The 20,802-nt window shown below is 40.9% G+C and carries 17 protein-coding genes; 10 read left to right on the forward strand and 7 right to left on the reverse strand.

Annotated elements, in window-relative coordinates:
• Positions 1 to 168: 168 nt before the first annotated feature.
• The gene (locus tag L0657_RS00185; RefSeq protein ID WP_235148305.1) at positions 169 to 933 is read left to right on the forward strand and encodes a hypothetical protein; all 765 of its coding nucleotides are present in this window, start codon (positions 169 to 171) and stop codon (positions 931 to 933) included.
• 88 nt (positions 934 to 1,021) lie between these two features.
• Here L0657_RS00185 and L0657_RS00190 read toward each other — a convergent pair whose 3' ends face one another.
• Together L0657_RS00190 and L0657_RS00195 are read right to left on the reverse strand one after the other, a co-directional pair.
• Positions 1,022 to 2,482: a SusD/RagB family nutrient-binding outer membrane lipoprotein gene (locus tag L0657_RS00190; RefSeq protein ID WP_235148306.1), complete on the reverse strand. Its 1,461-nt coding sequence runs from the start codon at positions 2,480 to 2,482 to the stop codon at positions 1,022 to 1,024.
• Between the two features lie 24 nt (positions 2,483 to 2,506).
• Positions 2,507 to 5,650 carry a SusC/RagA family TonB-linked outer membrane protein gene (locus L0657_RS00195; RefSeq protein WP_235148307.1) on the reverse strand — a complete coding sequence of 1,048 codons (3,144 nt, stop codon included), beginning with the start codon at positions 5,648 to 5,650 and terminating at the stop codon, positions 2,507 to 2,509.
• Between the two features lie 650 nt (positions 5,651 to 6,300).
• Here L0657_RS00195 and thrA point away from each other — a divergent pair.
• From thrA to L0657_RS00225, 6 genes are all read left to right on the forward strand, one after another.
• Positions 6,301 to 8,757: a bifunctional aspartate kinase/homoserine dehydrogenase I gene (gene thrA, locus L0657_RS00200; RefSeq protein WP_235148308.1), complete on the forward strand. Its 2,457-nt coding sequence runs from the start codon at positions 6,301 to 6,303 to the stop codon at positions 8,755 to 8,757.
• A gap of 43 nt (positions 8,758 to 8,800) precedes the next feature.
• The gene (locus tag L0657_RS00205; RefSeq protein WP_235148309.1) at positions 8,801 to 9,151 is read left to right on the forward strand and encodes a nucleotidyltransferase domain-containing protein; all 351 of its coding nucleotides are present in this window, start codon (positions 8,801 to 8,803) and stop codon (positions 9,149 to 9,151) included.
• Complete coding sequence (locus L0657_RS00210) at positions 9,148 to 9,540, forward strand: HEPN domain-containing protein (RefSeq protein ID WP_235148310.1); 393 nt, start codon at positions 9,148 to 9,150, stop codon at positions 9,538 to 9,540. The genes L0657_RS00205 and L0657_RS00210 overlap by 4 nt, the downstream gene beginning before the upstream one ends.
• A complete protein-coding gene (locus L0657_RS00215; protein WP_235148311.1) occupies positions 9,537 to 10,475 on the forward strand; it encodes a homoserine kinase in 939 nt (312 codons plus the stop codon). The genes L0657_RS00210 and L0657_RS00215 overlap by 4 nt, the downstream gene beginning before the upstream one ends.
• Before the next feature lie 112 nt (positions 10,476 to 10,587).
• Positions 10,588 to 10,914: an iron-sulfur cluster assembly accessory protein gene (locus L0657_RS00220; RefSeq protein ID WP_090342161.1), complete on the forward strand. Its 327-nt coding sequence runs from the start codon at positions 10,588 to 10,590 to the stop codon at positions 10,912 to 10,914.
• 239 nt (positions 10,915 to 11,153) lie between these two features.
• On the forward strand, positions 11,154 to 12,053 hold the full coding sequence (locus L0657_RS00225; RefSeq protein WP_235148312.1) for a sugar phosphate nucleotidyltransferase: 900 nt from the start codon (positions 11,154 to 11,156) through the stop codon (positions 12,051 to 12,053).
• Between the two features lie 76 nt (positions 12,054 to 12,129).
• Here the strand turns inward: L0657_RS00225 and L0657_RS00230 are convergent, their stop codons facing one another.
• The 4 genes from L0657_RS00230 to modA form a co-directional block, all read right to left on the reverse strand.
• Positions 12,130 to 12,807: an SGNH/GDSL hydrolase family protein gene (locus L0657_RS00230; protein ID WP_235148313.1), complete on the reverse strand. Its 678-nt coding sequence runs from the start codon at positions 12,805 to 12,807 to the stop codon at positions 12,130 to 12,132.
• 92 nt (positions 12,808 to 12,899) lie between these two features.
• Positions 12,900 to 13,790 (reverse strand): ABC transporter ATP-binding protein, encoded by an 891-nt coding sequence (locus tag L0657_RS00235; RefSeq protein ID WP_235148314.1) that lies wholly within the window; start codon positions 13,788 to 13,790, stop codon positions 12,900 to 12,902.
• Positions 13,771 to 14,445: a molybdate ABC transporter permease subunit gene (gene modB, locus L0657_RS00240; protein WP_235148315.1), complete on the reverse strand. Its 675-nt coding sequence runs from the start codon at positions 14,443 to 14,445 to the stop codon at positions 13,771 to 13,773. The genes L0657_RS00235 and modB overlap by 20 nt, the downstream gene beginning before the upstream one ends.
• Before the next feature lie 59 nt (positions 14,446 to 14,504).
• Positions 14,505 to 15,251: a molybdate ABC transporter substrate-binding protein gene (modA, locus tag L0657_RS00245; RefSeq protein WP_235148316.1), complete on the reverse strand. Its 747-nt coding sequence runs from the start codon at positions 15,249 to 15,251 to the stop codon at positions 14,505 to 14,507.
• 231 nt (positions 15,252 to 15,482) lie between these two features.
• On the opposite strand from modA, the gene L0657_RS00250 reads away from it, so the two are divergent.
• The 3 genes from L0657_RS00250 (at position 15,483) to L0657_RS00260 (ending at position 18,182) form a co-directional block, all read left to right on the forward strand.
• Entirely contained in the window at positions 15,483 to 16,640 is a 1,158-nt protein-coding gene (locus L0657_RS00250; RefSeq protein ID WP_235148317.1) for a pyridoxal phosphate-dependent aminotransferase, read from the forward strand.
• A gap of 63 nt (positions 16,641 to 16,703) precedes the next feature.
• Positions 16,704 to 17,561, forward strand: a complete 858-nt coding sequence (locus tag L0657_RS00255) for a prephenate dehydrogenase (protein WP_235148318.1) — start codon at positions 16,704 to 16,706, stop codon at positions 17,559 to 17,561.
• Between the two features lie 54 nt (positions 17,562 to 17,615).
• The gene (locus tag L0657_RS00260; protein ID WP_235148319.1) at positions 17,616 to 18,182 is read left to right on the forward strand and encodes a Uma2 family endonuclease; all 567 of its coding nucleotides are present in this window, start codon (positions 17,616 to 17,618) and stop codon (positions 18,180 to 18,182) included.
• Positions 18,183 to 18,253: 71 nt separating this feature from the next.
• On the opposite strand, the gene L0657_RS00265 is transcribed toward L0657_RS00260, so the two are convergent.
• Positions 18,254 to 20,731 carry a YfhO family protein gene (locus L0657_RS00265; RefSeq protein ID WP_235148320.1) on the reverse strand — a complete coding sequence of 826 codons (2,478 nt, stop codon included), beginning with the start codon at positions 20,729 to 20,731 and terminating at the stop codon, positions 18,254 to 18,256.
• Between the last annotated feature and the right edge of the window lie 71 nt (positions 20,732 to 20,802).

A 20,802-nucleotide genomic window follows, 5' to 3' on the forward strand; every position in this document is an offset into this window, starting at 1 on the left:
CAAAATGTTACCATTTAATAAGGTTGACGTTAAATTGTGTTGAAAAAATTACCCTAAAATGCGCTAAATCGAACGAATGGTATACTAAAATACGTTGGTTCAATGTTTAGCTTCATAGAATTATTGGAAATCCACAATTATAAGTTTTTTTATAAAATTCACTCCCGTATGATAAAGCCTCTTTTTTACTTTGTTTCGTTAACATCGCTATTCTTAATACTTCAAACGGAGCGTGTTAAGGCGCAGGATACCAAAAACTTTTTCTCCGTAACCGGCGGCTACAGCTTGCCGGTGGGCGAGCTTGCAACGGAAAAGTTAAATGATCCGCTTGCTGGTCTGCCCGGTTCGGGTTATTTTGGACAGGTTAGTTATGATCACAGAATTGCGCGATGGTTCGGTATCAAATTATCTGGCAGTTATAATCAAAACACGACCAACTCCGGCCCTATCATTGACAAAGCCAATTCGTATGTTGAAGCATTGGGAAGAACTTACGCCTGGGACAGCAATGTTTCAAAGTGGAAGTTGGGTGCGGCTTTAATAGGTCCTGCTATTTACCTTAATTTTAATCGGGTACAATTTGAGGCACACGTTCAGGGTGGCATTGTGAAAGCTACAACGCCGTCCGTATTATTGACAGGTCGCCGGCTTAATTCCGATGGGCAAATTATGGAGGGATCCAGCGAAATTCAGGTAAGTTTAGATCGGAAGATTGTTAATCCTATTGGTTTTGGAGCAGGGGCAAGTTTGCGTCTTCCTATCGCAGGTGCATTGTTCTTTCATGTTAGTGGCGATGTGATCGGTGCAAAAGCGGAGGTAAAGGATCTGGCTATAAAAGCCGTAGGTGAAGGTTTTGATCATAGTGATCGGATCAATGAAAGCAGATTTATTGGTGTTGTAAATTTAGGAGCAGGTCTGGGAATTGCCTTTTAAGACGTTAACTTAAATTTTATTTCATAAAAAAGAGGATACCCGCATTTGGCAGGTATCCTCTTTTCGTTCATGTACTTCGGTCAGTTGTTTATTTTGCAAACCAGAGTTTAAGTTTCATATCATTTTTTCCACCCTGGTTTTTCAAAGCAGCGTCGTAGTTCGCGAAGTTCAATGATTCTTCTGAACCTGGATAAGGAAGACGCGTTGGAAGAACATTTTGGTTTGTGTTATTTGTAGGCGTTACAAGTGCCGGAATTCCAGTGCGACGATATTCTGTCCAGGCTTCCAAACCCTGGCCGTACAAAGCAATCCACTTTTGTTCCATGATCTGCGTAAATCCATCTGCTCCGCTTTTCAATGCATTTGCTGCAAGGTATGCAGTCGGCGCCGGCAACTTGTATTGTGCGAATGAAGCAGTTATCCCAGCCGCATAATTCGTAGCTGCATCACCTGCCGAAGTTACGCCTTTGTAGGCAAATTCAGCTTTCAGAAATAACAATTCAGCATAAGTCATAATAACACCAGGAGCCGTAGCGGATGTAAAGTAAGTCCCAACTTTTGAAGTTTTTGTTAAACCCAAAGCATTAGCATCAGAAGAAGCCAGGCCATTCGGCACTCCTTTATAAGTTCCGCCGTCTGCTGGCAAATTCGCATAAATTGCAAGTCTGTCATCATTCATGGCTGCCAGTTTATTCACCAAAGTGGCACTTACACGGTGGTCATCACGTGTTCTGCGATTTACGAAAACCGGGTTCTGGTTGTTTGTTGCGTCCAGATAGTTAAGCTGAATATTTTCAGAAACAGAAGTAATAACCGGATATTTTGCAGGATCGCCCAGAATTCTGGCAATCTCAGATTTTACATCGATCGGTGCATCTGCCTTATCAATCATTCTGCTCAAAATGCGAAGGCTAAGCGTGTTTGCAAATTTCTTCCATTTGGCCATATCGCCGTTGAAAAGAATATCGCCGCCAACAGGCATGGAAGTGTTCGCTGTATTGATAGATTCACCTGCCGCTTTCAGCTCTGCTACCAATCCTGCATAAACATTTTTCTGAGCGTCGTATGTTGGAAGCAAAGTTCCTTCCAGTCCTTGAATTGCAGTTTTATAAGGAATATCTCCGTAAATATCTGTCAATAGTGAAAACACCCACGAGCGCAGAATAACGGCAACAGCCTGATAATTGGTATTTCCGCTTTCTTCTCCAAGTTTATAAATACGGTTATAGTCAGCGAGCGCTTCGATGTAAAGTCCCTGCCATCCTGCGTTGTAAACATCGGCAGAAACTGTATACTGATCAATATCGGTATATTGAATACGAGCCCAGTGCTGCGAAAATCCCTCACCGATATCCATACCCAATGTGCCACCCGACTGAATATCAACGGCACTCTGGATTCCATGTGGCATAAATAGATCAGCAGTTCCGGAAGACGCACTGTTTGGGTTGGTATTAAGTTCATCAAAATCTCCGGTGCAAGCGGAAGCACACAAGAAAGTGGCTGCTAGTAATATTTTGGAGCGGAATGAATATTTAAAACTTTTCATATAAGATCAATTAAAGAAAATTACTTAAAGATTGAAGCTGATGTTAAAACCGATTGATCTGGTTGTCGGAATCTGACCATTTTCTATACCTTGTAAATTGCCATCGTTGTAATAACTTGTTTCAGGATCGATGTGAGGAAGATTGCTTTTTAGAAGAGCCAGGTTTCTGCCTACAACCGATACTGCGATATCGCGGAATGGAAGTTTTTTGATCGCTTTTCCTGAGATCATATACGTAAATTTCACTTCGCGAAGTTTTACATAACTCGCATCGAAAATGGTGTTTTCGTTGTTTGTCAGCAAGTAATATTTGTGGTGGTATTCCTCAGAAGAAATACTTTTCGCATTAGGAACATAGTTTGGAGCATCAGCAGTACCTGTGTTAACCACACCCTGACCGACAATACCAGTTTCGCGACCAAGCGTCGTTTCTTTCAAAACACCTGTGTAACGTCCAACGTTAATTGATTGCGAGAAGATATCGCCACCATGTTTGATATCGATCAAAGTACTTAGCGAGAAGTTTTTGTATTTAAAAATATTAGAAATACCGCCAATCCAGTCTGGTGTGAAGTTTCCTAATACTCGGCTAACCGGATCAAGCATTGGATATCCTTGTGCATCGTAAACAATTTGTCCATCAGGAGCGCGTAAGAAACCTTTTCCGAAGAAAGTACCGTATGGCTGACCAACGCGTGCTTCAACGGATAATCCACGGAAACTGTTTGTCGAGGTCGTCTGAGTCAATGGGTTGTAGCTTGTGTTTAGCTGGTAAGTCGTCAGGTTGTCGGCAAGTGAAACCACTTTGTTTTTGTTACGAGCCCAGTTCAAATTAATATCCCACTGGAAGTTTCCAACTTTAACAGGCGTTGTCGTCAACTGGATTTCGATTCCTTTGTTTGTGATCTTTCCAGCGTTCAAAAGTTTAGATAAATATCCTGATGCATTTGAAACGTTTACGTCAAGGATCTGATCTGTTGAAGATTTGCTGTAATAAGTAACGTCTAGTCCAACACGGTTTTGCCAAAGTCTGATATCTGCACCGATTTCATAAGAAGTCGTGATTTCTGGCTTTAACTCAGCATTTAACAGCGCATTATTTTCAGACAAACTTGGTGTGCTTCCCCAAGGGTTTTCATATTTGTATGTACTGGCCAAACGATATGGATCAGTATCATTACCAACCTGCGCAAGACCAGCTCTCAGTTTTGCGAACGATAAAACGCTTGATTTTATGTCAAACATATCCGAAATGATCGCACTTACAGCAGCTGACGGGTAGAAATAAGATCTGTTGTTTGCAGGCAAAGAGCTTGACCAGTCATTACGGGCGGTAAGATCAACAAACAAATAATTACGGAAACCTAAGTTCGCCGAGGCATATAAACTGTTTACCGTTTTCTCGATATAAGAGTTTTCTACAACCGGGCGCTGGCGAGAGTTACCCATGTTCCAAACTCTTGGGATCGCAAGTTCGGTCGCTCCCATGTAATTTCTTTGTGCAAAGTTTGAGCGGTGGTTGCCGCCGATGTTGGCCGTAATATCAAACTCACCAAATTTCTTTGTCGCATTCAATAAGAAATCAGAGTTGGATTCCCGAACAAAAACCTGCTCTTCGTTATATGCATCGTAAAGTTGCGTAGTTCCAAGTCTTGCCTGACGTGCAGCTGTTCTTGTTTTACGACGATCTTCATAAAAGTCAGTACCCGAGCGACCTGTTAAAGTAAGCCAGTCAGTCAGTTTGTAAGTAGCAGAAATATTTCCATACAAACGATCACGCTGGTTTTCTCTTGTGCTGTTGTTTAGGAGGTAATAAGGGTTTGTCCAATAGTTATCATTCCAGTTGTTCTGGTAAATGCTTCCTGGTTTCGTATAATTCGTAAGGTTATTCATGTTAACCTGACGGCCGAACCAGATAAAATAAAGTCCGAAATTGTTACGGTTGTCGCTACCATCTTTTACATAATTGACAGTCGCTCTTACGTTTAGTTTTGGCGTAAGGTTCCAGCCGGCGTTTAATGAAACCGTCTGGCGTTTGTAATCTGTGTTTGGTAAAATACCGTTTTGTTTCAGGTTAGTGAAAGACAGACGGAAATCCGCTTTGTCGTTTCCACCGGTTACGCCAATGTTGTTGGTATATGTTTTACCAGTCTGATAAAATTGGTTTACGTTATCAGGATTTGCAACCCAGGGAGTAGGTGTTCTTGTGCCGTCAGCTGCAATCGGTGAGTCAAACTGTGGCAATAATCTTCCGTCTAATCTAGGGCCCCAACTTTCATCCACGCCGTCATTCACGCCGCCGCCTTGTCCGTCTTTATATGAAAAAAGACCTTTTGCACCTTGTCCGTATTCATTTTGCCATTCCGGCTGACGGAAAACTGATTCAAAGGAAGTATTGGTATTAAAAGAAACACCTACTCCTTTTGAACCCTTTCCGCTTTTAGTAGTGATCAAAACAACACCGTTGGCTCCACGTGAACCGTAAAGTGCGGCAGCACTCGGTCCTTTCAAAACGTTGATAGACTCAACATCGTCCGGGTTAATGGAAGCAGCGGCGTTACCATAATCTACACCGGTTCCAGAACCGAAATTGCTATTGTCGATCGGTACACCATCAACAACGAAAAGTGGCTGGTTGTTGCTTCCAATTGAGCTCGCACCACGAATGATCATACGTGAAGAAGCACCCGGAGCTCCGTTTGAATTGGTAACCTGAACCCCTGCTAATCTTCCTGAAAGTGAATTGATTAAGTTAGTTTCGCGAGCCTGAGTCAAAGCCTTTCCGCTCACTTCCTGCACTGAATAACCCAACGCTTTTTTCTCACGGGCGATACCAAGTGCGGTTACTACAACCTCATTAAATTGTGTTGCGTCTTCTTCCAGTGATATACCGATGGTCGTTTTAGCTCCAACAGGAACTTCAAGCGACTTAAATCCTATAAAGGAAACAACCAGAACTGCATCAGAAGCAGCGTTAATTGTGAATTCTCCGTCTGCATTGGTCGTACTTCCGCGGCTTGTGCCTTTAATTAAAACACTTGCACCCGGCAAAGCTCCGCCGTCACCTTTTGATGTGACCTTACCTTTAATGGCTAGCTCCTGTCCAAAACTTGCTAAGCTCAGCAGCGTTAGAAGCGACATGAAACTCAGTGTAAAAAGTTTTTTCATCAGTTAGATTTTTAAGAGTGGTTAAATTGTAATATTTAAATAAAATAAGAGTGAAAATTATAAGTAATACAGTATTAAAAATCGGTCTTTTAAGTAGTAAATCATATTTAAATCAAATATTCAGGTTGTTTTTCGGTAGTTATTAAAATAAGATTAGCTAATTATTAAGAATTCAATATTCAAAGTAAAGTAATTTATTTCAGAATAATATTCTTTAAAAATAAAATATTTTAAAATTAAAACCTGTAAAATGTGATTAACTGGCAATTTAAATTAACTGAATACTATAATTTTAAAATTAAATTTTAATAAATCTTGGAATTGTATAAGTTTTATAGCTTGTGTGTTTATAATTGTATTTTACCAATTGTAATTAGTGGAGTGAATACAGATATTTAGAGCTCATCAGAAGGCTGGCAATAAATAATTCATATGATGTTTAGAAGATTTATCATTTGCATTGCTAATTCGTTTTAGTTTTGAACTTTGCTCATGTAGACTATTTTAGAATCTTGAAAATTATATCCTCAAACTGCTTTTCATTCTTAAAATCAACCTTCAAGGCATTTGAATTACTATATTTGCAACCCGGCGTCCGCAGGTGTCGGCTTAGTGCACATATCAATTTGATTAATTCGTAATAGCTTTAAATGAAGGTTCTTAAATTTGGTGGCACATCGGTCGGTTCGGTCGATAGTATCAAGCAGGTAATCGGTATTCTTGAAAATAATCTGGCAACTGGCGAAAAGATCGCCGTCGTTTTTTCTGCAATGGGAGGTGTTACAAACCGCCTCATTGAAATCGGGAAAATGGCAGCATCCGGAAACAGCGAGTATACGGAATTTCTGAAAGTCGTTGAGGAACGTCATTTTGTGATCGTGCGCGGACTAATCAATGTCAAAAATCAGAGCAGTACGTTTGCTGCTGTGCGTGGACTTTTTAATGAATTGGGTGATATTCTTAAAGGAGTTTCCTGGATTCGCGAGTTGTCGACCCGCACCATGGATCTGATCATGAGCTTCGGAGAACGGCTTTCCACACTTGTTATCACGGAAGTTTTGAAGAGCAGAGGTGTTGCCGCGGAGTTTTGTGATGCCCGCCAAATAATCCGTACCAATGATACATACGGTATGGGCGATGTCAACTTTGAAATTACCAACCAGCTGATTCTTGAATATTTTGCAAAGGTTAATGCCTTGCAATGTGTAACCGGATTTATTTCTTCAACAAAAGAAGGTATCACAACTACTCTTGGCCGCGGAGGCTCTGATTACACCGCTTCGATTATCGCAGCAGCTTTGGATGCAAATTCCATAGAAATCTGGACAGACGTTGATGGTATGATGACGGCCGATCCGCGCAAGGTTACCAATGCCTTTACAATTCCGTCTATTTCTTATTCGGAAGCGATGGAGCTTTCGCATTTCGGAGCGAAGGTGATTTATCCGCCAAGTTTGCAGCCAGCATTTGCAAAAAATATAACGTTGAAAGTTCTCAACACTTTTAATATAGGCTTTGAAGGGACGTTTGTTCAAAAAGTTGCTAATAAAAAAGAGTTTCCGATTACCGGGATTTCGTCCATAGATGAAATTGCGCTGGTCAATATTCAGGGAAGTGGGATGATCGGTGTTGCCGGTATTTCCGGTCGGCTTTTCACGGCTTTATCCAATAATGCAATCAGTGTTATTCTAATTTCCCAGGCATCTTCGGAACATTCTATCTGTTTCTCAATAGATCCGAAAGATTCCCTTAAAGCAAACGAAGTGCTTAATCAGGAATTTGCTTCGGAAATTGATCACGGATATATTGATAGCATTACGATAGAAAAAAACCTTTCCATCATTGCCATCGTTGGAGAAGGCATGAAAAAAAGTACGGGTGTGTCCGGTAAGCTTTTTTCTGTTTTAGGTAAAAATGGTATCAATGTTGTAGCTACGGCCCAAGGCAGTTCCGAGCTTAATATTTCTGTTGTCATTTCAAAAAGTGACTTATCGAAGGCGCTGAATGCCATTCACGGCGTTTTCTTCCATTCCGAAACCCGTTCCCTAAATTTATTTGTGGTTGGTGTCGGACTTATTGGGAAAACGCTTTTGGAGCAAATAAAAAATCAGACGAAATATTTGCGCGAGGAAAAATTCCTGAATCTGAACATTGCCGGACTTTCCAATACGAAAAAAATGCTGCTCGATCCGGATGGAATAGGGTCGGAACAATGGAAAGAAAGAATAGAAGGTGAAGGTGTAAAAACAAGTTTGCCAGCTTTTGTTCAGCGTATGATTGAGCTCAACCTGCCAAACAGTGTTTTTGTGGATTGTACTTCTGATAAAGATATAGTGCAATATTACAACATGTTGCTGGATGCAAGTATATCGGTTGTTACGCCTAACAAAGTAGCAAATTCCGGAACCTATGCCGAGTATATTTCATTGCAGAGAACTGCATTGAAGAGAGGCGTGAAGTTTTTATATGAAACCAATGTTGGAGCTGGTTTGCCAATTATCAACACCATACAAGGCCTTATGTCGAGTGGGGATAAATTTCTGAAAATAGAAGCAATTCTCTCCGGAACATTATCCTATATTTTTAATTCGTTCGGGCCGGGAATTCGGTTTGTGGATGTTGTTAAGGAGGCAAAAGCGAAAGGTTTTACCGAGCCAGACCCGCGCGATGATTTGAGCGGTGCGGATGTGGCGCGAAAAATATTAATTCTAGCACGTGAGGTAGGTGTTCCGCTGGAATCAGAAGATGTAAAAGTTACTCAGCTTTTACCTGAAAATTGCTTACAGGCACCGACAGTGGAGTCATTTTTTGATGAATTGATTATCTCGAATGATTATTTCGCTACACTTCAGGCCAATGCAGAATCAAATGGAGAAGTGCTCCGGTTTATTGCAACTTTGGAAAATGGAAAAGCGGTTGTAGAGCTCAGAACTGTAAATCAACAGCATCCTTTTTATACCTTGTCAGGAAGTGACAATATCATTTCTTTTACAACAGAAAGATATAAGGATCGCCCGTTGGTAATTAAAGGCCCGGGCGCTGGTGCGGAAGTTACTGCCTCGGGAGTCTTTGCGGATATCATGAGCATTAGTAGTTATTTGGGGTAGAAGGTTTTAAATTGGTGGAGATTTCTAAACAGCCATTTCAATCATGAGCAACAGCATGAGCAACAGAATGATTCCAGAATCGGTAGCCAGATTAACTGAGGATTTTAAAACTCATGTTGAAAAGTTATACGGCAAAAGATTGGATAAGGTAATCTTATACGGATCTTATGCCAGAGGAGAAGAAAGGGTTGATTCAGATGTGGATTATCTGGTTATTTTGAACGATGATGAAATCCGGACTTTTAAAGAGATAAGTAATTTGTCTACTGTAACTTTTGAATTATCGCTTCAATATTTGGTTTCGGTATCTGCTATTCCAGTTTCTAAGTCCAGGTTTACAGAGGAATGGTCGCCATTATACCACAATGTTCGTACTGACGGAATTGTGCTATGAGTGAGCATTCGATTGTCAATATCATATCAAAGGCTTCTGATTGTTTGGATGATTCGATGTTGTTGCTAGCTGAGAAAAGTTATGATGCGGCGTTGAATAGGTCATATTATGCGATGTTTCATAGTATTCAAGCCCTGCTGTTTGCAATAAATTTTGCGGCAAAATCTCATTCGGGAGCACATAATGCTTTTCATAAGCATTTTATCTTAAGTCAAAAACTCCCGCGTGATTTAGGTCTGGCACTCAAAAGGACTTTTGAGAAGCGACAGTTCGGAGATTATGATTACGATGAAGTTTTATTTGAAGATGCGGAAGAATCCGTGGAAGATGCCAGATATTTTTTTGAAGCAACTATCCAATATTTAAAGGAAAATAATTTTTTAAAGTGAATTATATAAAAGCATTTGCCCCGGCCACAGTTGCCAACGTTTCTTGTGGATTTGACATTTTCGGTTTTGCAATTGAAGAGCCAGGCGATGTGGTTGAAATTCAGCGTCGCGATGAACCCGGAATTATTATAAAAGATATTTTTGGTGACGAAGGAAGATTACCTCGAAATCCTGAAAAAAATGCAGTAACCGGCGTGATGATTCATTTGCTGAAACATCTTGGTATAAAAGATTTTGGCTGCGAGGTAACGTTACATAAAAACATGCCGCTGGGCAGTGGTATGGGGTCAAGTGCTGCCAGTGCCGTTGCAGGTGTTGTGGCTATGAATGAGCTTCTGGATTGTCCTTTGACAAGAACGGAACTTCTTCCTTTCGCGATGGAAGGAGAGCGTATTGCCTCGGGTTCTGCTCATGCAGATAATGTTGGGCCTGCGCTTTTGGGTGGTTTTGTAATTATAAGGAGTTATAATCCGCTGGATGTTTTTTCAATTCCGGTTCCAAAAGATTTGTACTGCACCTTGGTGCATCCGGATATTGAGATCAATACCAAAGATGCCAGGTATATCCTTCGGGATGAGGTTTCGCTTAAAAATACTATTTCTCAGATGGGGAATGTAGCTGGTTTAGTTGCCGGACTTATGAAGGAAGATTACGATCTGATCAGCCGCTCAATGGTTGACGTGATCATCGAACCGGTTCGTTCTATACTTATTCCTGATTTCGATAAAGTAAAACAGGCCGCTCTGGAGAATGGTGCTTTGGGGTGCAGCATTTCAGGTTCAGGCCCATCCATGTTTGCATTGAGCCGTGGAATCGAGAATGCAAAAAAAGTAGGGGAGGTTATGAAAATGACATTCGCTGAAGCCGGGATTGAATCAAGTACGCATGTTTCGCTGATAAATCAGTTAGGTCCGTTGATTATGGATAAGCGATAGACTGCTAGTTCACAAATAATTGGCGAAATGGCAGCATTCAAACTTATCTTTTCCTGAACTTTCTGCGTTATTTTATACGTTACATAGTCCATAAGAATTAAATAAAAAGATCATGGTTACTGTAAGTGATACTGCGAAGAATAAAATCATAGAATTACGTAAGGCTGACGGACACGAGGATGATTATCAGATCCGTGTTGGTGTTTTAGGAGGAGGATGTTCAGGTTTGACCTATAATCTTGAATTTAATTCTGATACCAACCCTAACGACATGGTTTTTGAAGATAAAGGCGTTAAAATTATTGTAGATAAAAAAAGCATTCTTTACCTGGCAGGCACTACATTAGATTTTTCTGATGGCCTGAATGGAAAAGGATTTCAATTTGTGAATCCAAACGCCACGCGTACTTGTGGCTGTGGCGAAAGTTTTGCCGTATAAATTTTAGATTTTGTGGATAATAGTAAAAGCGTTGTGACTTATCACAGCGCTTTTTTTATTTGTAGCTAAAATGCCGGAAGCAGTATATTTTCCTTATTTTATTGTTTTTTTGTGCAAGGAAACGTTTGTCAGATATCCGTATGTTTCGATTCTTGTTGGAAGTGGCATAATAGTTATTCCAAATAAATGGCAGGTCGTTTTCAATTTTTCACTTTCACTTTCACTTTTCAACCTAGTAAATGAAACCAACTCTTTTAATCTTGGCTGCCGGAATAGGAAGTCGTTATGGAGGTATTAAGCAACTTGACCAATTCGGTCCCAATGGTGAAACCATTATTGATTATTCTTTATATGATGCAATTCGAAGTGGTTTTGGCAAGGTGGTATTTATAGTCCGGAAGGAAATCAAGGATGAGTCGGAAGCTTTGTTTGCTCCAAAATTAAAGGGAAAAATTGACTATGATTTTGCGATACAAGGCGTGCAGTCTTACGTGCCGGAAGACCTTGGAACGGTTGAGCGCGTGAAACCCTGGGGAACGGGCCATGCAACACTATGTGCCTGGGAACAAACCGATACTCCTTTCGCTGTGATCAATGCTGACGATTTTTATGGGTTGGGCGCATTCGAAACAATGTCAAAGTTTTTAAGCACGGATACCAATGACAAGCAGCATGCGATGATTGGTTATGAAATTAAAAGAACCTTGTCAGAAAACGGAACTGTTTCAAGAGGGGTTTGTATTGAAAGAGAAGATCAGAACCTGGCTTCCGTCGTAGAACGTACCAAGATTTTTGAGGAAAACGGAACTATTTATTTTGAAGAAGACGGTGAAAAAACAGAATTAGCGCCTGAAACACCGGTTTCAATGAATTTCTGGGGTTTTAAACCATCTATGTTTCCGATCACAAAAGAGTTGTTTGAAGAATATGCCCGCGTTAATTCGAACACGCCAAAAGCAGAATTTTATATTCCAACGGTGATGTCCTATATCATTGAAAACGGTCTGGGCGATTGCCGGGTTTTCCGCAGCTCGTCTGACTGGTTTGGGGTTACTTACCCGGAAGATAAACCGAAAGTTCAGGCATCCCTATCTGCTTTGCACGAATCAGGAGATTATCCTGCTAGGCTTTGGGACTAGAATATGTATTTACAAAAGCAAAAAGTCAGGTTTCGAAAACCTGACTTTTTGCTTTTGTAAATAAAAAAATCGTAACCTATTTTTTCAACAACGCTTCCATCATTTTCTCAGCCAGGAATTTGTTTCCGGTTTCATTTAAATGGACGCGATCCGTTGTCAGAATTTCTTTTTCTTTGTTTTCAGGATTGTTTTTCAATTCATATTCCTGGAAATACTTTCTCAGATCGCAAAGCTGAAGATTATTTTTGGTCGCGATATCTCTTATCAGTTTTGAATAATAATTCAGATCGCCATCCTGCATATTTGAATTGTCGTTTCTTTCGCCAATTACAGTCGGTGTACAAAGGATCACACGGATATTTTGTGCTTTCATTTTTTTGATAAGTGCTTCATAAAACTTCACATATTTGTCGGGATCAGTTCCTGTTCCCATTGAACTTTTGTGCCACACATCATTTATACCAACATAAATAAAAACGACATCCGGTTTTTTAGAAAGCACATCATCTTCCAGACGCAAATACAGATCATACACTTTATTTCCTCCTATGCCTGCGCCCATCAATTCAAACTGCCCACTTTGGTTATTGGTTTTAAGCATTTCGGTCATCATCGTGATATAACCTTTTGGTCCCACACCAGCCTGCGTAATAGAATCACCAAAAAATATAACCCGTAATGGTTTGTCCTGCTTCATGGCAAGCAATGGAAATGCGACAAGTGCAATTTGTAATAGTCGAAAAATAATTCGCATGTGATTGAAAAGATTAGTTTTTAAAAGAAAGACATGGAGATATAAAAATTACCCTTAAAAATGCCAGGGTGGTTTTATTGGAAAAACTATGGTTATTTTATCAATTCGATTTCAGGAGTATCGAGTGAATAACGCAGGGCAAAAGCGCGTCCGGGTGACATATCCGGAAGCCACAGCAATGGTAATTTTAAAGTGCGGACTGTTTGCTGGATCAGCGCAGTTACGAGTAAGTGATCATCAAAAACAATACAGGTTAAGACTTCTCCAAACAAAACCAATTGTTCATCCGTTTTCTGTTTTGGTAAATATACCTCTGACGGCGTTCCCTGAGTGATAATCTGTCCATTTTCAATAACGATAACCTGTTGAGCCATTCGAAAAATCTCGCCGAAGTCATGGGTTACGATAATCATTGTAAAACCGTGTAGCTCTTGTAGTTTCAACAAATATTCCTGCAAACGTCGCCGCATGTTATGATCCAGCGCAGCAAGCGGTTCATCCAGTAACAGTAAATCAGGTTTCCTTACCAATGCGCGTGCCAGGGCAACACGTTGCTGTTGTCCGCCGGAAAGCTGATGCGGTTTTCGCTCAGAGAGTTGAATAAGCTCAACTGCATTTAGCAAGTCATCCACAATTTTTTTATCAGCACTTTTATCAAGCGCAAACAGGAGATTCTCTTTTACGGTAAGATGTGGAAACAATGCATAATCCTGAAAGACAAAACCCAAACTCCGATTTTGAGGTGCGAGGGAAAATTTAGCGGATGTGTTCAGCCAAAGATTTTCTCCAAACTGGATATTGCCGTGGTCCGGATGGACTAGTCCCGCGATCTGCCGCAAGAGAGTAGTCTTTCCTGCACCGGAAGGCCCTGTAACCGCAGTGATACTTCCCTTCTGTGCAGAAAAAACAATATCCATCGGAAGTATTCCGCTGGCTGTTTGTAAAGAATGTCTGATGGAAATATCAAGAAGTTTGTCGGACACTTAATAAGCGATTGTTGATAGTATATACCAAAACTAAGATAATAAAAGTGATCGCAAAAAGTATCAGCGCATATTGGTTTGCACCGGAATAATTCAGCGCTTCCACTTCATTGTAGATAGCCACGGACGCGACTTTGGTAACGCCAGGAATATTTCCTCCGATCATCAGAACAACGCCAAATTCGCCGACAGTATGTGCAAATGTTAAGACAATAGCAGTCAGAATTGCAGATTTACAATTGGGCAAAAGTATTTTGTAAAACGTTTCAAAACGACTTTTTCCCAAAGTATAGGAAGCTTCGCGGAGGGATGCCGGAAGGGATTGCAAACCGGCCCGCAATGGATAAACCATAAAAGGTAAGCTGTAAATGATCGAGCCGATGACTAAGCCGGGAAAAGAAAATACGAGCCGTAAGCCAAAAATATTTTCAATCCAGGCACCAAACCAGTAAGACGGGCTAAATGCGAGTAACAAATAAAATCCCAGAACAGATGGGGGAAGCACTAGTGGCATGCCAATAATGGCCTCTACTAAACCGCGCCATTTAAACTTTGCGAAAGCCAGCCAATAGGCAAGTGGCAGCGCAACGATAAATAGGATAATCGACGTGATGATTGCCAGCCTGAATGTGAGCCAAAGTGGTTGCCAATCCATTTTAATTTTGAATGATAGAATGAGTGAATGATGGAATGTGTCGTAGGGTTCGGGTTTGGCTATTTGTATCCGTATTTTTTGAAAATCGCTTTTGCTTTTGGTGAAAACAGGAAGTCGTAAAATTTTTGGCTTGTTTCTCTTTTTGGCGAATTTTCACTGTGGCGAAGCAGCAACGCAGCCTGCGCAATAGGATTATACAATGTTGAGTCGATAACGGTGTAATGTCCTTTTCCTTTCATTTCTGGCGCCAGTATTACCGATAAGGCGGTGAATCCGGCCTCTACATTTCCAGTCGTGATATACTGAGCTGCCTGCGCAATACTCTCGCCATAAACGATTTTGCTTTTTATTGGCTCCAATAAACCTTGTTTTGTCAAAGCCTGAATTGCTGCTTCTCCATAAGGTGCGACCTTCGGATTTGGTAAAGCTATTTTTTTAACCTTATCAGAATTTAAAACATTTAGATTTAATTCATTTTCAGGAATCGTAAGAGACCATAAGGCTAACGTTCCATAAGCATAGATTTTAGGTTCGATATCAGAACCGCCGTTTTTAAAAATTTCTTCGGGATATTTTGTATCTGCTGAAACGAACACGTCAAATGGAGCACCTTCCCGGATTTGTGCAGTTAATTTTCCAGATGAACTGACAACAACTTCAATTTCCTTGCCGGATTCTTTCTCGAATTCGGCCTTTAATTCTTTCATCACATACTGCACGTTGGCAGCTGTGGCAACGATAATTTTTTCTGATGGTTTTGTGCAGCCACTCAGAAGAATCAGAATTGGAAGAAAAATACTTTTCATGTTCATTTTGCTAATTTAACGTATTAGACCGGATACACACAAAAAATCCAAACGCATTAACCATCTAGCCCTGAATGGGCGCCATATCTTAGCATAGGGCATCACCCTTTGGCTTCGGGCGTGGAAAGTTTTGGATCGTTTTATGTCAATTGCGTTCGTTGCGTTTAATTATCGTAAATTGCGTCCCATTTTGATCGGCATAGCCGAAAATAATAATTAATGCATTAAACAATGATAATAGAAACTGCCCAGCGTACCCGGCAAACGTCGGAGTATTACTTTTCAGTGAAGCTGGCCGAAGTAAGAAACTTAGTAGCCGAAGGACACGACGTGATCAATCTTGGAATTGGAAATCCGGACATGATGCCTTCTGAGCAAACGCTAACAGCACTTTCAGAGGCGGCTTTAAAGCCTCAGGCACATGGTTATCAACCTTATGTCGGGACTGTTTCTTTTCGGAATGCAATTGCAGAATATTATCAAAGAACCTATCATGTAACGCTAAATCCTGGCACAGAAGTTCTTCCGTTAATCGGATCGAAAGAAGGGATCACACATATCTCCCTTACTTTTTTAGATCCGGGAGATGAAGTGCTTGTTCCAGAATTAGGTTATCCCGCTTACCGTGCTGTCAGTCAAATGGTTGGAGCATTTGTTAAGGAATATCCGTTGCGTGAGGAATTCGGTTGGCAACCCGACTGGGAAGTAATGGAAGAATTGGTAACACCAAGGACAAAAATATTGTGGCTGAATTATCCGCATATGCCAACGGGAGCTCCTGCAACCATAGAATTATTTCAGGCAGCAGTAGCCTTTGCGACAAAGCATAAGATTCTGCTTTGCCATGACAATCCTTACAGCCTGGTTCTGAACAAAAAGGATCCCATCAGTTTATTGTCAATTGAAGGTGCAAAAGACGTTGCGATTGAGCTAAATTCGATGAGTAAATCGCATAATATGGCAGGCTGGCGTTTAGGCTGGCTGGCTGGCGTGAAGCCCTATATTGATGCCGTTCTGACAATAAAAAGTAACGTTGATTCCGGAATGTTTTGGGCTTTGCAAGAGGCGGCGGTTGCGGCGCTTGGAAACTCTCAGCAATGGCATAACGATAGAAATGCTGTATATCAAGGCCGTTTAGAAGCATCTGAGGCATTTTTAAACGCGGTTGGTTGTACCTGGGATAAAAAACAGGAAGGTATGTTTTTGTGGGGAAAATTACCGGATTCAGTGGAGTCAGCTGAAATGCTGGTAAATAACCTGTTGACTGAAAAACATGTTTTCATTGCGCCTGGATTTATTTTTGGTCCCAAAGGACAACGTTATATTCGACTCTCTCTTTGTATGCCAAAAGAAAGAATCTGGGAAGCTGTTGAGCGCCTTAAAAGTTAATTTTATTCTACTAAAATCTCATATCCTGCAAGACAATTTCTTGCAGGAAAATTTTCAATATACATGATAATCAGCATTATAGGAGTTGGCCTGCTTGGCGGCTCATTCGCATTATCGCTTCGGGAAAAATACCCGAATATGAAATTTGTTGGTGTTGACCAATCCATTGTCAACCAGAAAATCGCGCTCGCGAAAGGAATTGTCGATGAGATTATGACACTGGAAGAAGCGTTGCAGGTGGCAGAATTAAATATTTTAGCGACACCGGTTGACGCGATCACATCACTTTTGCCAAAAATACTTGATCAGCTTCCGGAAGGCAGAACATTAATGGATTTCGGTTCCACAAAAGAATTAATTTGTAAAGTGGCCGATGAGCATCCAAAACGTGCGCAATTTGTGGCAGTTCATCCGATGGCTGGTACCGAAAACTCAGGCCCGGGTGCTGCTTTTAAAGAATTGTTGCCAGGGAAAAACGTCATCATTTGTGATAAGGAAAAAAGTAATACCGACTGTCTGACATTGGCAGATACATTCCTGCGTGATATCGGGATGAAAATTCATTACATGACCCCTGTTGAACATGACCTTCATTTAGCTTATGTTTCGCATTTAAGTCATATTAGCTCATTTGCTTTGGGGCTTACCGTGCTTGAAAAGGAACGGGATGAAAAGGCAATTTTTGATATGGCTAGTACCGGATTTTCTTCGACTGTTCGTTTGGCAAAAAGTTCTCCGCAAATGTGGGCACCAATTTTTGATCAGAATAAGCGGAATGTTTCAAAAGCACTTGGTGATTACATCGAGTTTTTGAAAAAATTCAAAGAAGCCATTGACAGTGAGGATTTAACAACTAGTCTTGATTTTATGTCAAAGGCAAACGATATTGGGAGAATTTTGAGTGGTATCGAAAAAAAGTAAATTATCCGTTGCCCTAAATTTGTTACATTTCGTAATCACTAGTCATGTAATCGCATGGAATTACCGTTAATCATACGTCCGATGGCCGGTCTTACTGAGGATATGTTCTTCGATCTTTGTCAGGCGAATGAACAGCTTTTGATGGAGCGCGATAAAGATGGAAATATTATAGTCATGGCACCGACGGAATCTGATACCGGATTTTACAATTCAGATATTAACGGACAGATTTGGTCATGGAATCGTCTGACCAAAACCGGGTTTGTTTTTGATTCGTCAACCGGTTTTACATTGCCAAACGGTGCGGTCAGATCTCCTGATGTTTCCTGGATTGTCAAGTCCCGATATGAAGCGTTAAGTGCCAGCGACCGCAAGAAATTTGCCCCTGTTTGTCCTGATCTGGTTGTTGAGGTTCGCTCTCTGAGCGATAATTTAGTTGATCTGAAAGAAAAAATGGAAGAATATCGTGACAATGGAAGCAAGCTGGGATGGCTTATCGATCAGATTGGAAAGAAAATTTATATCTATCGGGAGAATGGCGTTAATGAAACAAAAGATATCCCTGCTATATTAAGTGGAGAGGAATTACTTCCCGGATTGAATGTGGAGATAAACTTATGATCTGAGCTATAAACAAAAACGTCCGGCAAATTTCGGTTTGCCGGACGTTTTTGTTTATATAAATCTATTTTTTAACTCTTCTTCCTCACTTCAACAACCACTGCGCCGATCACCAAAGCAATCAAAAGCAGCGAACTTACCAGATCAATTTTACTTCCAACGACGATCGAAACTGGCTCGAAACGGAATTTGATGGTATGCTTTCCGGCTGGAATACGCAGCGCACGAAGCACATAATTCGCCCGGATCATGTCAGCAGGTTTGCCATCAATCGTCACTTTCCATTCGTTACGAACGTTGTAATAAATTTCCGAAAACACTGCCAAACCTTCATTTTTTGCATTGCTTTCATAAATCAATTCATTCGGTTTGTAAGTGATCAGACTGATCTTATCTGTCGAATCTGGCGCCGGTTTTAATCCTGTTAATTTATCTGCAAAACGCTGATCAATTACGGCAGTTTCTCTCGGTTTTAAAGAATCAAGTGCAGCCATTTCTGCGTCTGCATTGGGTACAATTTTATATTCGCTGACAAACCAGGCATGCCCGAATGCGTCAGGATTTGCCTGCGCTATTTGTTGTCCCTGCTGATCAACACTCAAAATATATTTAGTGTTAAGCATATTTAGGATTCCCGGATTCGCATTTTGTTTTGCAATCTGGTGCTCAAATAATTCCTGGTAACGTCTCAGTTTCGCTCCATGGTATCCCCCCAGAGACTTGTGGTAATAAGATGCATCCGCACTGTTAAAAGTACTTCTTGAAACATCCAGAACTTTATAATCAGGATCGGGGTCAGCCATGATCTGTTCATCTGCCGGACTTGGTGCAAGCGCTGCCTGCGTGGCACTTTTGCTGATAAAATCGGCGTTGTTCAGGTACCTTTTGTCAATACCGAACATATCAAAAATCATTAATAAAAGTAAGATCGGATAGAGCAGAGCAGTTTTAATCTTGTCTTTCATCCACATCCAGATCAAACCCGCTGTTACCACAATAAAAAATAAACTTCGGAAAGCATCGGTACGCATCAGGCCTGCACGGTCCTGAACGATGGAATTTAAAATTTGCTGACCAAAAGCCGGATCTTGTGTTTGCTGAGAATAATTGGCAGCAATTGCCTGATCATTTAAGCCCTGAAAGCTAAAAAAGACTGTAGGCATCAAAGCCAGAATTAAGGACAATCCACCCGTTATACCCAGACTTATCAAGAAAGGACGTTGTAGATCTTTCCAGGAAATCTGTTTTTTAGCTATTGTATTTAATGCCAGAACAGCAATGAAGACCATCAAAAGCTGTACAAGTGCGAGTACCATCGTGATAGCTCTGAACTTATTGAACATTGGGAAATAATCGTAGAATAAGTAATTAAATAAGGCAAAGTTTTTTCCCCAAGCCCAGAAAACATAAAGCACAATTATACCCGCTGCCCAATTTTTAAGTTGGCTTCTAACAATAAATAAACCTAAAATAAAAAGGAAAAGGATGATAGATCCAGCATAAACCGGTCCGCTTACAATAGGCTGATCTCCCCAATATAAAGGTAGCTGCTGAACAATGCTGCTTGCGTTTGCTGCATCAATACCACGATTGACAAGTGTTTTATAAGTTTCAGAAGTAATAGAAAGTGCGCCAGGATTCGAACCGCCGTAAGCGTTTGGTATCAGCAACGTAAGTGTTTCTCCAATTCCATAACTGTAAGAAAAGGCATATTCCTTGTCTAAACCACTTTGTTTTTCATCCGTTTTGACACCATTCGAAACGCTCAGTTCCGGTTTTCCGCGTATCGTTTCGTTGCTGTAATCATATCCGTTCCACAAACGTGTTGTATGAGTCCCGACGGCAACGGCAGCTGAGAAAGCCAGCCCGATGATGATAAACGAAAGCTTTTTGATTTCACCACTTTTTATCAAAGGCAAACTTTCAATAATTACTAAAATTATAATTCCGATTCCTAAATAATACGTGATCTGGACGTGGTTTGCATACAGTTCAAGTGACAGGAAAATGGCTGTAACTGCCGCTCCGGCAAGCCAGTTTTTCCGGAAAGCTAAAATTACGCCAGCCAAAACACCCGGCGCATAATAAATAGCCAGCATTTTGGAAACGTGGCCAGCTTCGAGGCTGACCAGATTCCAGGCTGCGAAACCAAAGGAAATCGCTCCCAATGCAGAGAGCCAGATTCCCGCACCTGCGACAAGAAAAAGGATATAGGCACTTACGCAGCCGATCAGAAAATAATTGGCAGGAGCAGGCAAAATTTTATTCACCGCCTGCCCGATTTTTGTCGAAATACTTGTTGGGTAATCTCCGGCAATCATATAGGCTGGCATTCCGGCAAACATGCTATTGGTCCAGTTTGACCATTCACCTGTTTTTTCGTGATAGGTAACTACCTCACGCGCAGCAGCTTTTGCTTGTACATCGTCATGTTGGTTCAGTTTTTTGCCTTCCAAAACCGGAAAGGCGTACATCAGTGACAAAAACATGAAACCTACGACTGCAACCAGATGCGGCCAGATTCGTTGCCAGGAGAATAAATTTTTCATTTTGATAATAGTAAACCGAAAGGGTATTAAAAATGGTGATGTTATAATATCAATAATACGTACAAATGTGA

This window comes from Dyadobacter sp. CY345 (assembly GCF_021502725.1).
Classification (GTDB): domain Bacteria; phylum Bacteroidota; class Bacteroidia; order Cytophagales; family Spirosomataceae; genus Dyadobacter.

What these genes read in the sequence shown, in the direction of transcription:
- L0657_RS00205 (WP_235148309.1), top strand. Translation starts at nt 8,801, where the DNA reads ATGAGCAACAGCATGAGCAACAGAATGATTCCAGAATCGGTAGCCAGA.
- L0657_RS00225 (WP_235148312.1), top strand. Translation starts at nt 11,154, where the DNA reads ATGAAACCAACTCTTTTAATCTTGGCTGCCGGAATAGGAAGTCGTTAT.
- modB (WP_235148315.1), bottom strand. Translation starts at nt 14,445, where the DNA reads ATGGATTGGCAACCACTTTGGCTCACATTCAGGCTGGCAATCATCACG.
- L0657_RS00230 (WP_235148313.1), bottom strand. Translation starts at nt 12,807, where the DNA reads ATGCGAATTATTTTTCGACTATTACAAATTGCACTTGTCGCATTTCCA.
- L0657_RS00255 (WP_235148318.1), top strand. Translation starts at nt 16,704, where the DNA reads ATGATAATCAGCATTATAGGAGTTGGCCTGCTTGGCGGCTCATTCGCA.
- L0657_RS00250 (WP_235148317.1), top strand. Translation starts at nt 15,483, where the DNA reads ATGATAATAGAAACTGCCCAGCGTACCCGGCAAACGTCGGAGTATTAC.
- L0657_RS00185 (WP_235148305.1), top strand. Translation starts at nt 169, where the DNA reads ATGATAAAGCCTCTTTTTTACTTTGTTTCGTTAACATCGCTATTCTTA.
- L0657_RS00265 (WP_235148320.1), bottom strand. Translation starts at nt 20,731, where the DNA reads ATGAAAAATTTATTCTCCTGGCAACGAATCTGGCCGCATCTGGTTGCA.
- L0657_RS00260 (WP_235148319.1), top strand. Translation starts at nt 17,616, where the DNA reads ATGGAATTACCGTTAATCATACGTCCGATGGCCGGTCTTACTGAGGAT.
- L0657_RS00220 (WP_090342161.1), top strand. Translation starts at nt 10,588, where the DNA reads ATGGTTACTGTAAGTGATACTGCGAAGAATAAAATCATAGAATTACGT.
- L0657_RS00190 (WP_235148306.1), bottom strand. Translation starts at nt 2,482, where the DNA reads ATGAAAAGTTTTAAATATTCATTCCGCTCCAAAATATTACTAGCAGCC.
- thrA (WP_235148308.1), top strand. Translation starts at nt 6,301, where the DNA reads ATGAAGGTTCTTAAATTTGGTGGCACATCGGTCGGTTCGGTCGATAGT.
- modA (WP_235148316.1), bottom strand. Translation starts at nt 15,251, where the DNA reads ATGAAAAGTATTTTTCTTCCAATTCTGATTCTTCTGAGTGGCTGCACA.
- L0657_RS00210 (WP_235148310.1), top strand. Translation starts at nt 9,148, where the DNA reads ATGAGTGAGCATTCGATTGTCAATATCATATCAAAGGCTTCTGATTGT.
- L0657_RS00195 (WP_235148307.1), bottom strand. Translation starts at nt 5,650, where the DNA reads ATGAAAAAACTTTTTACACTGAGTTTCATGTCGCTTCTAACGCTGCTG.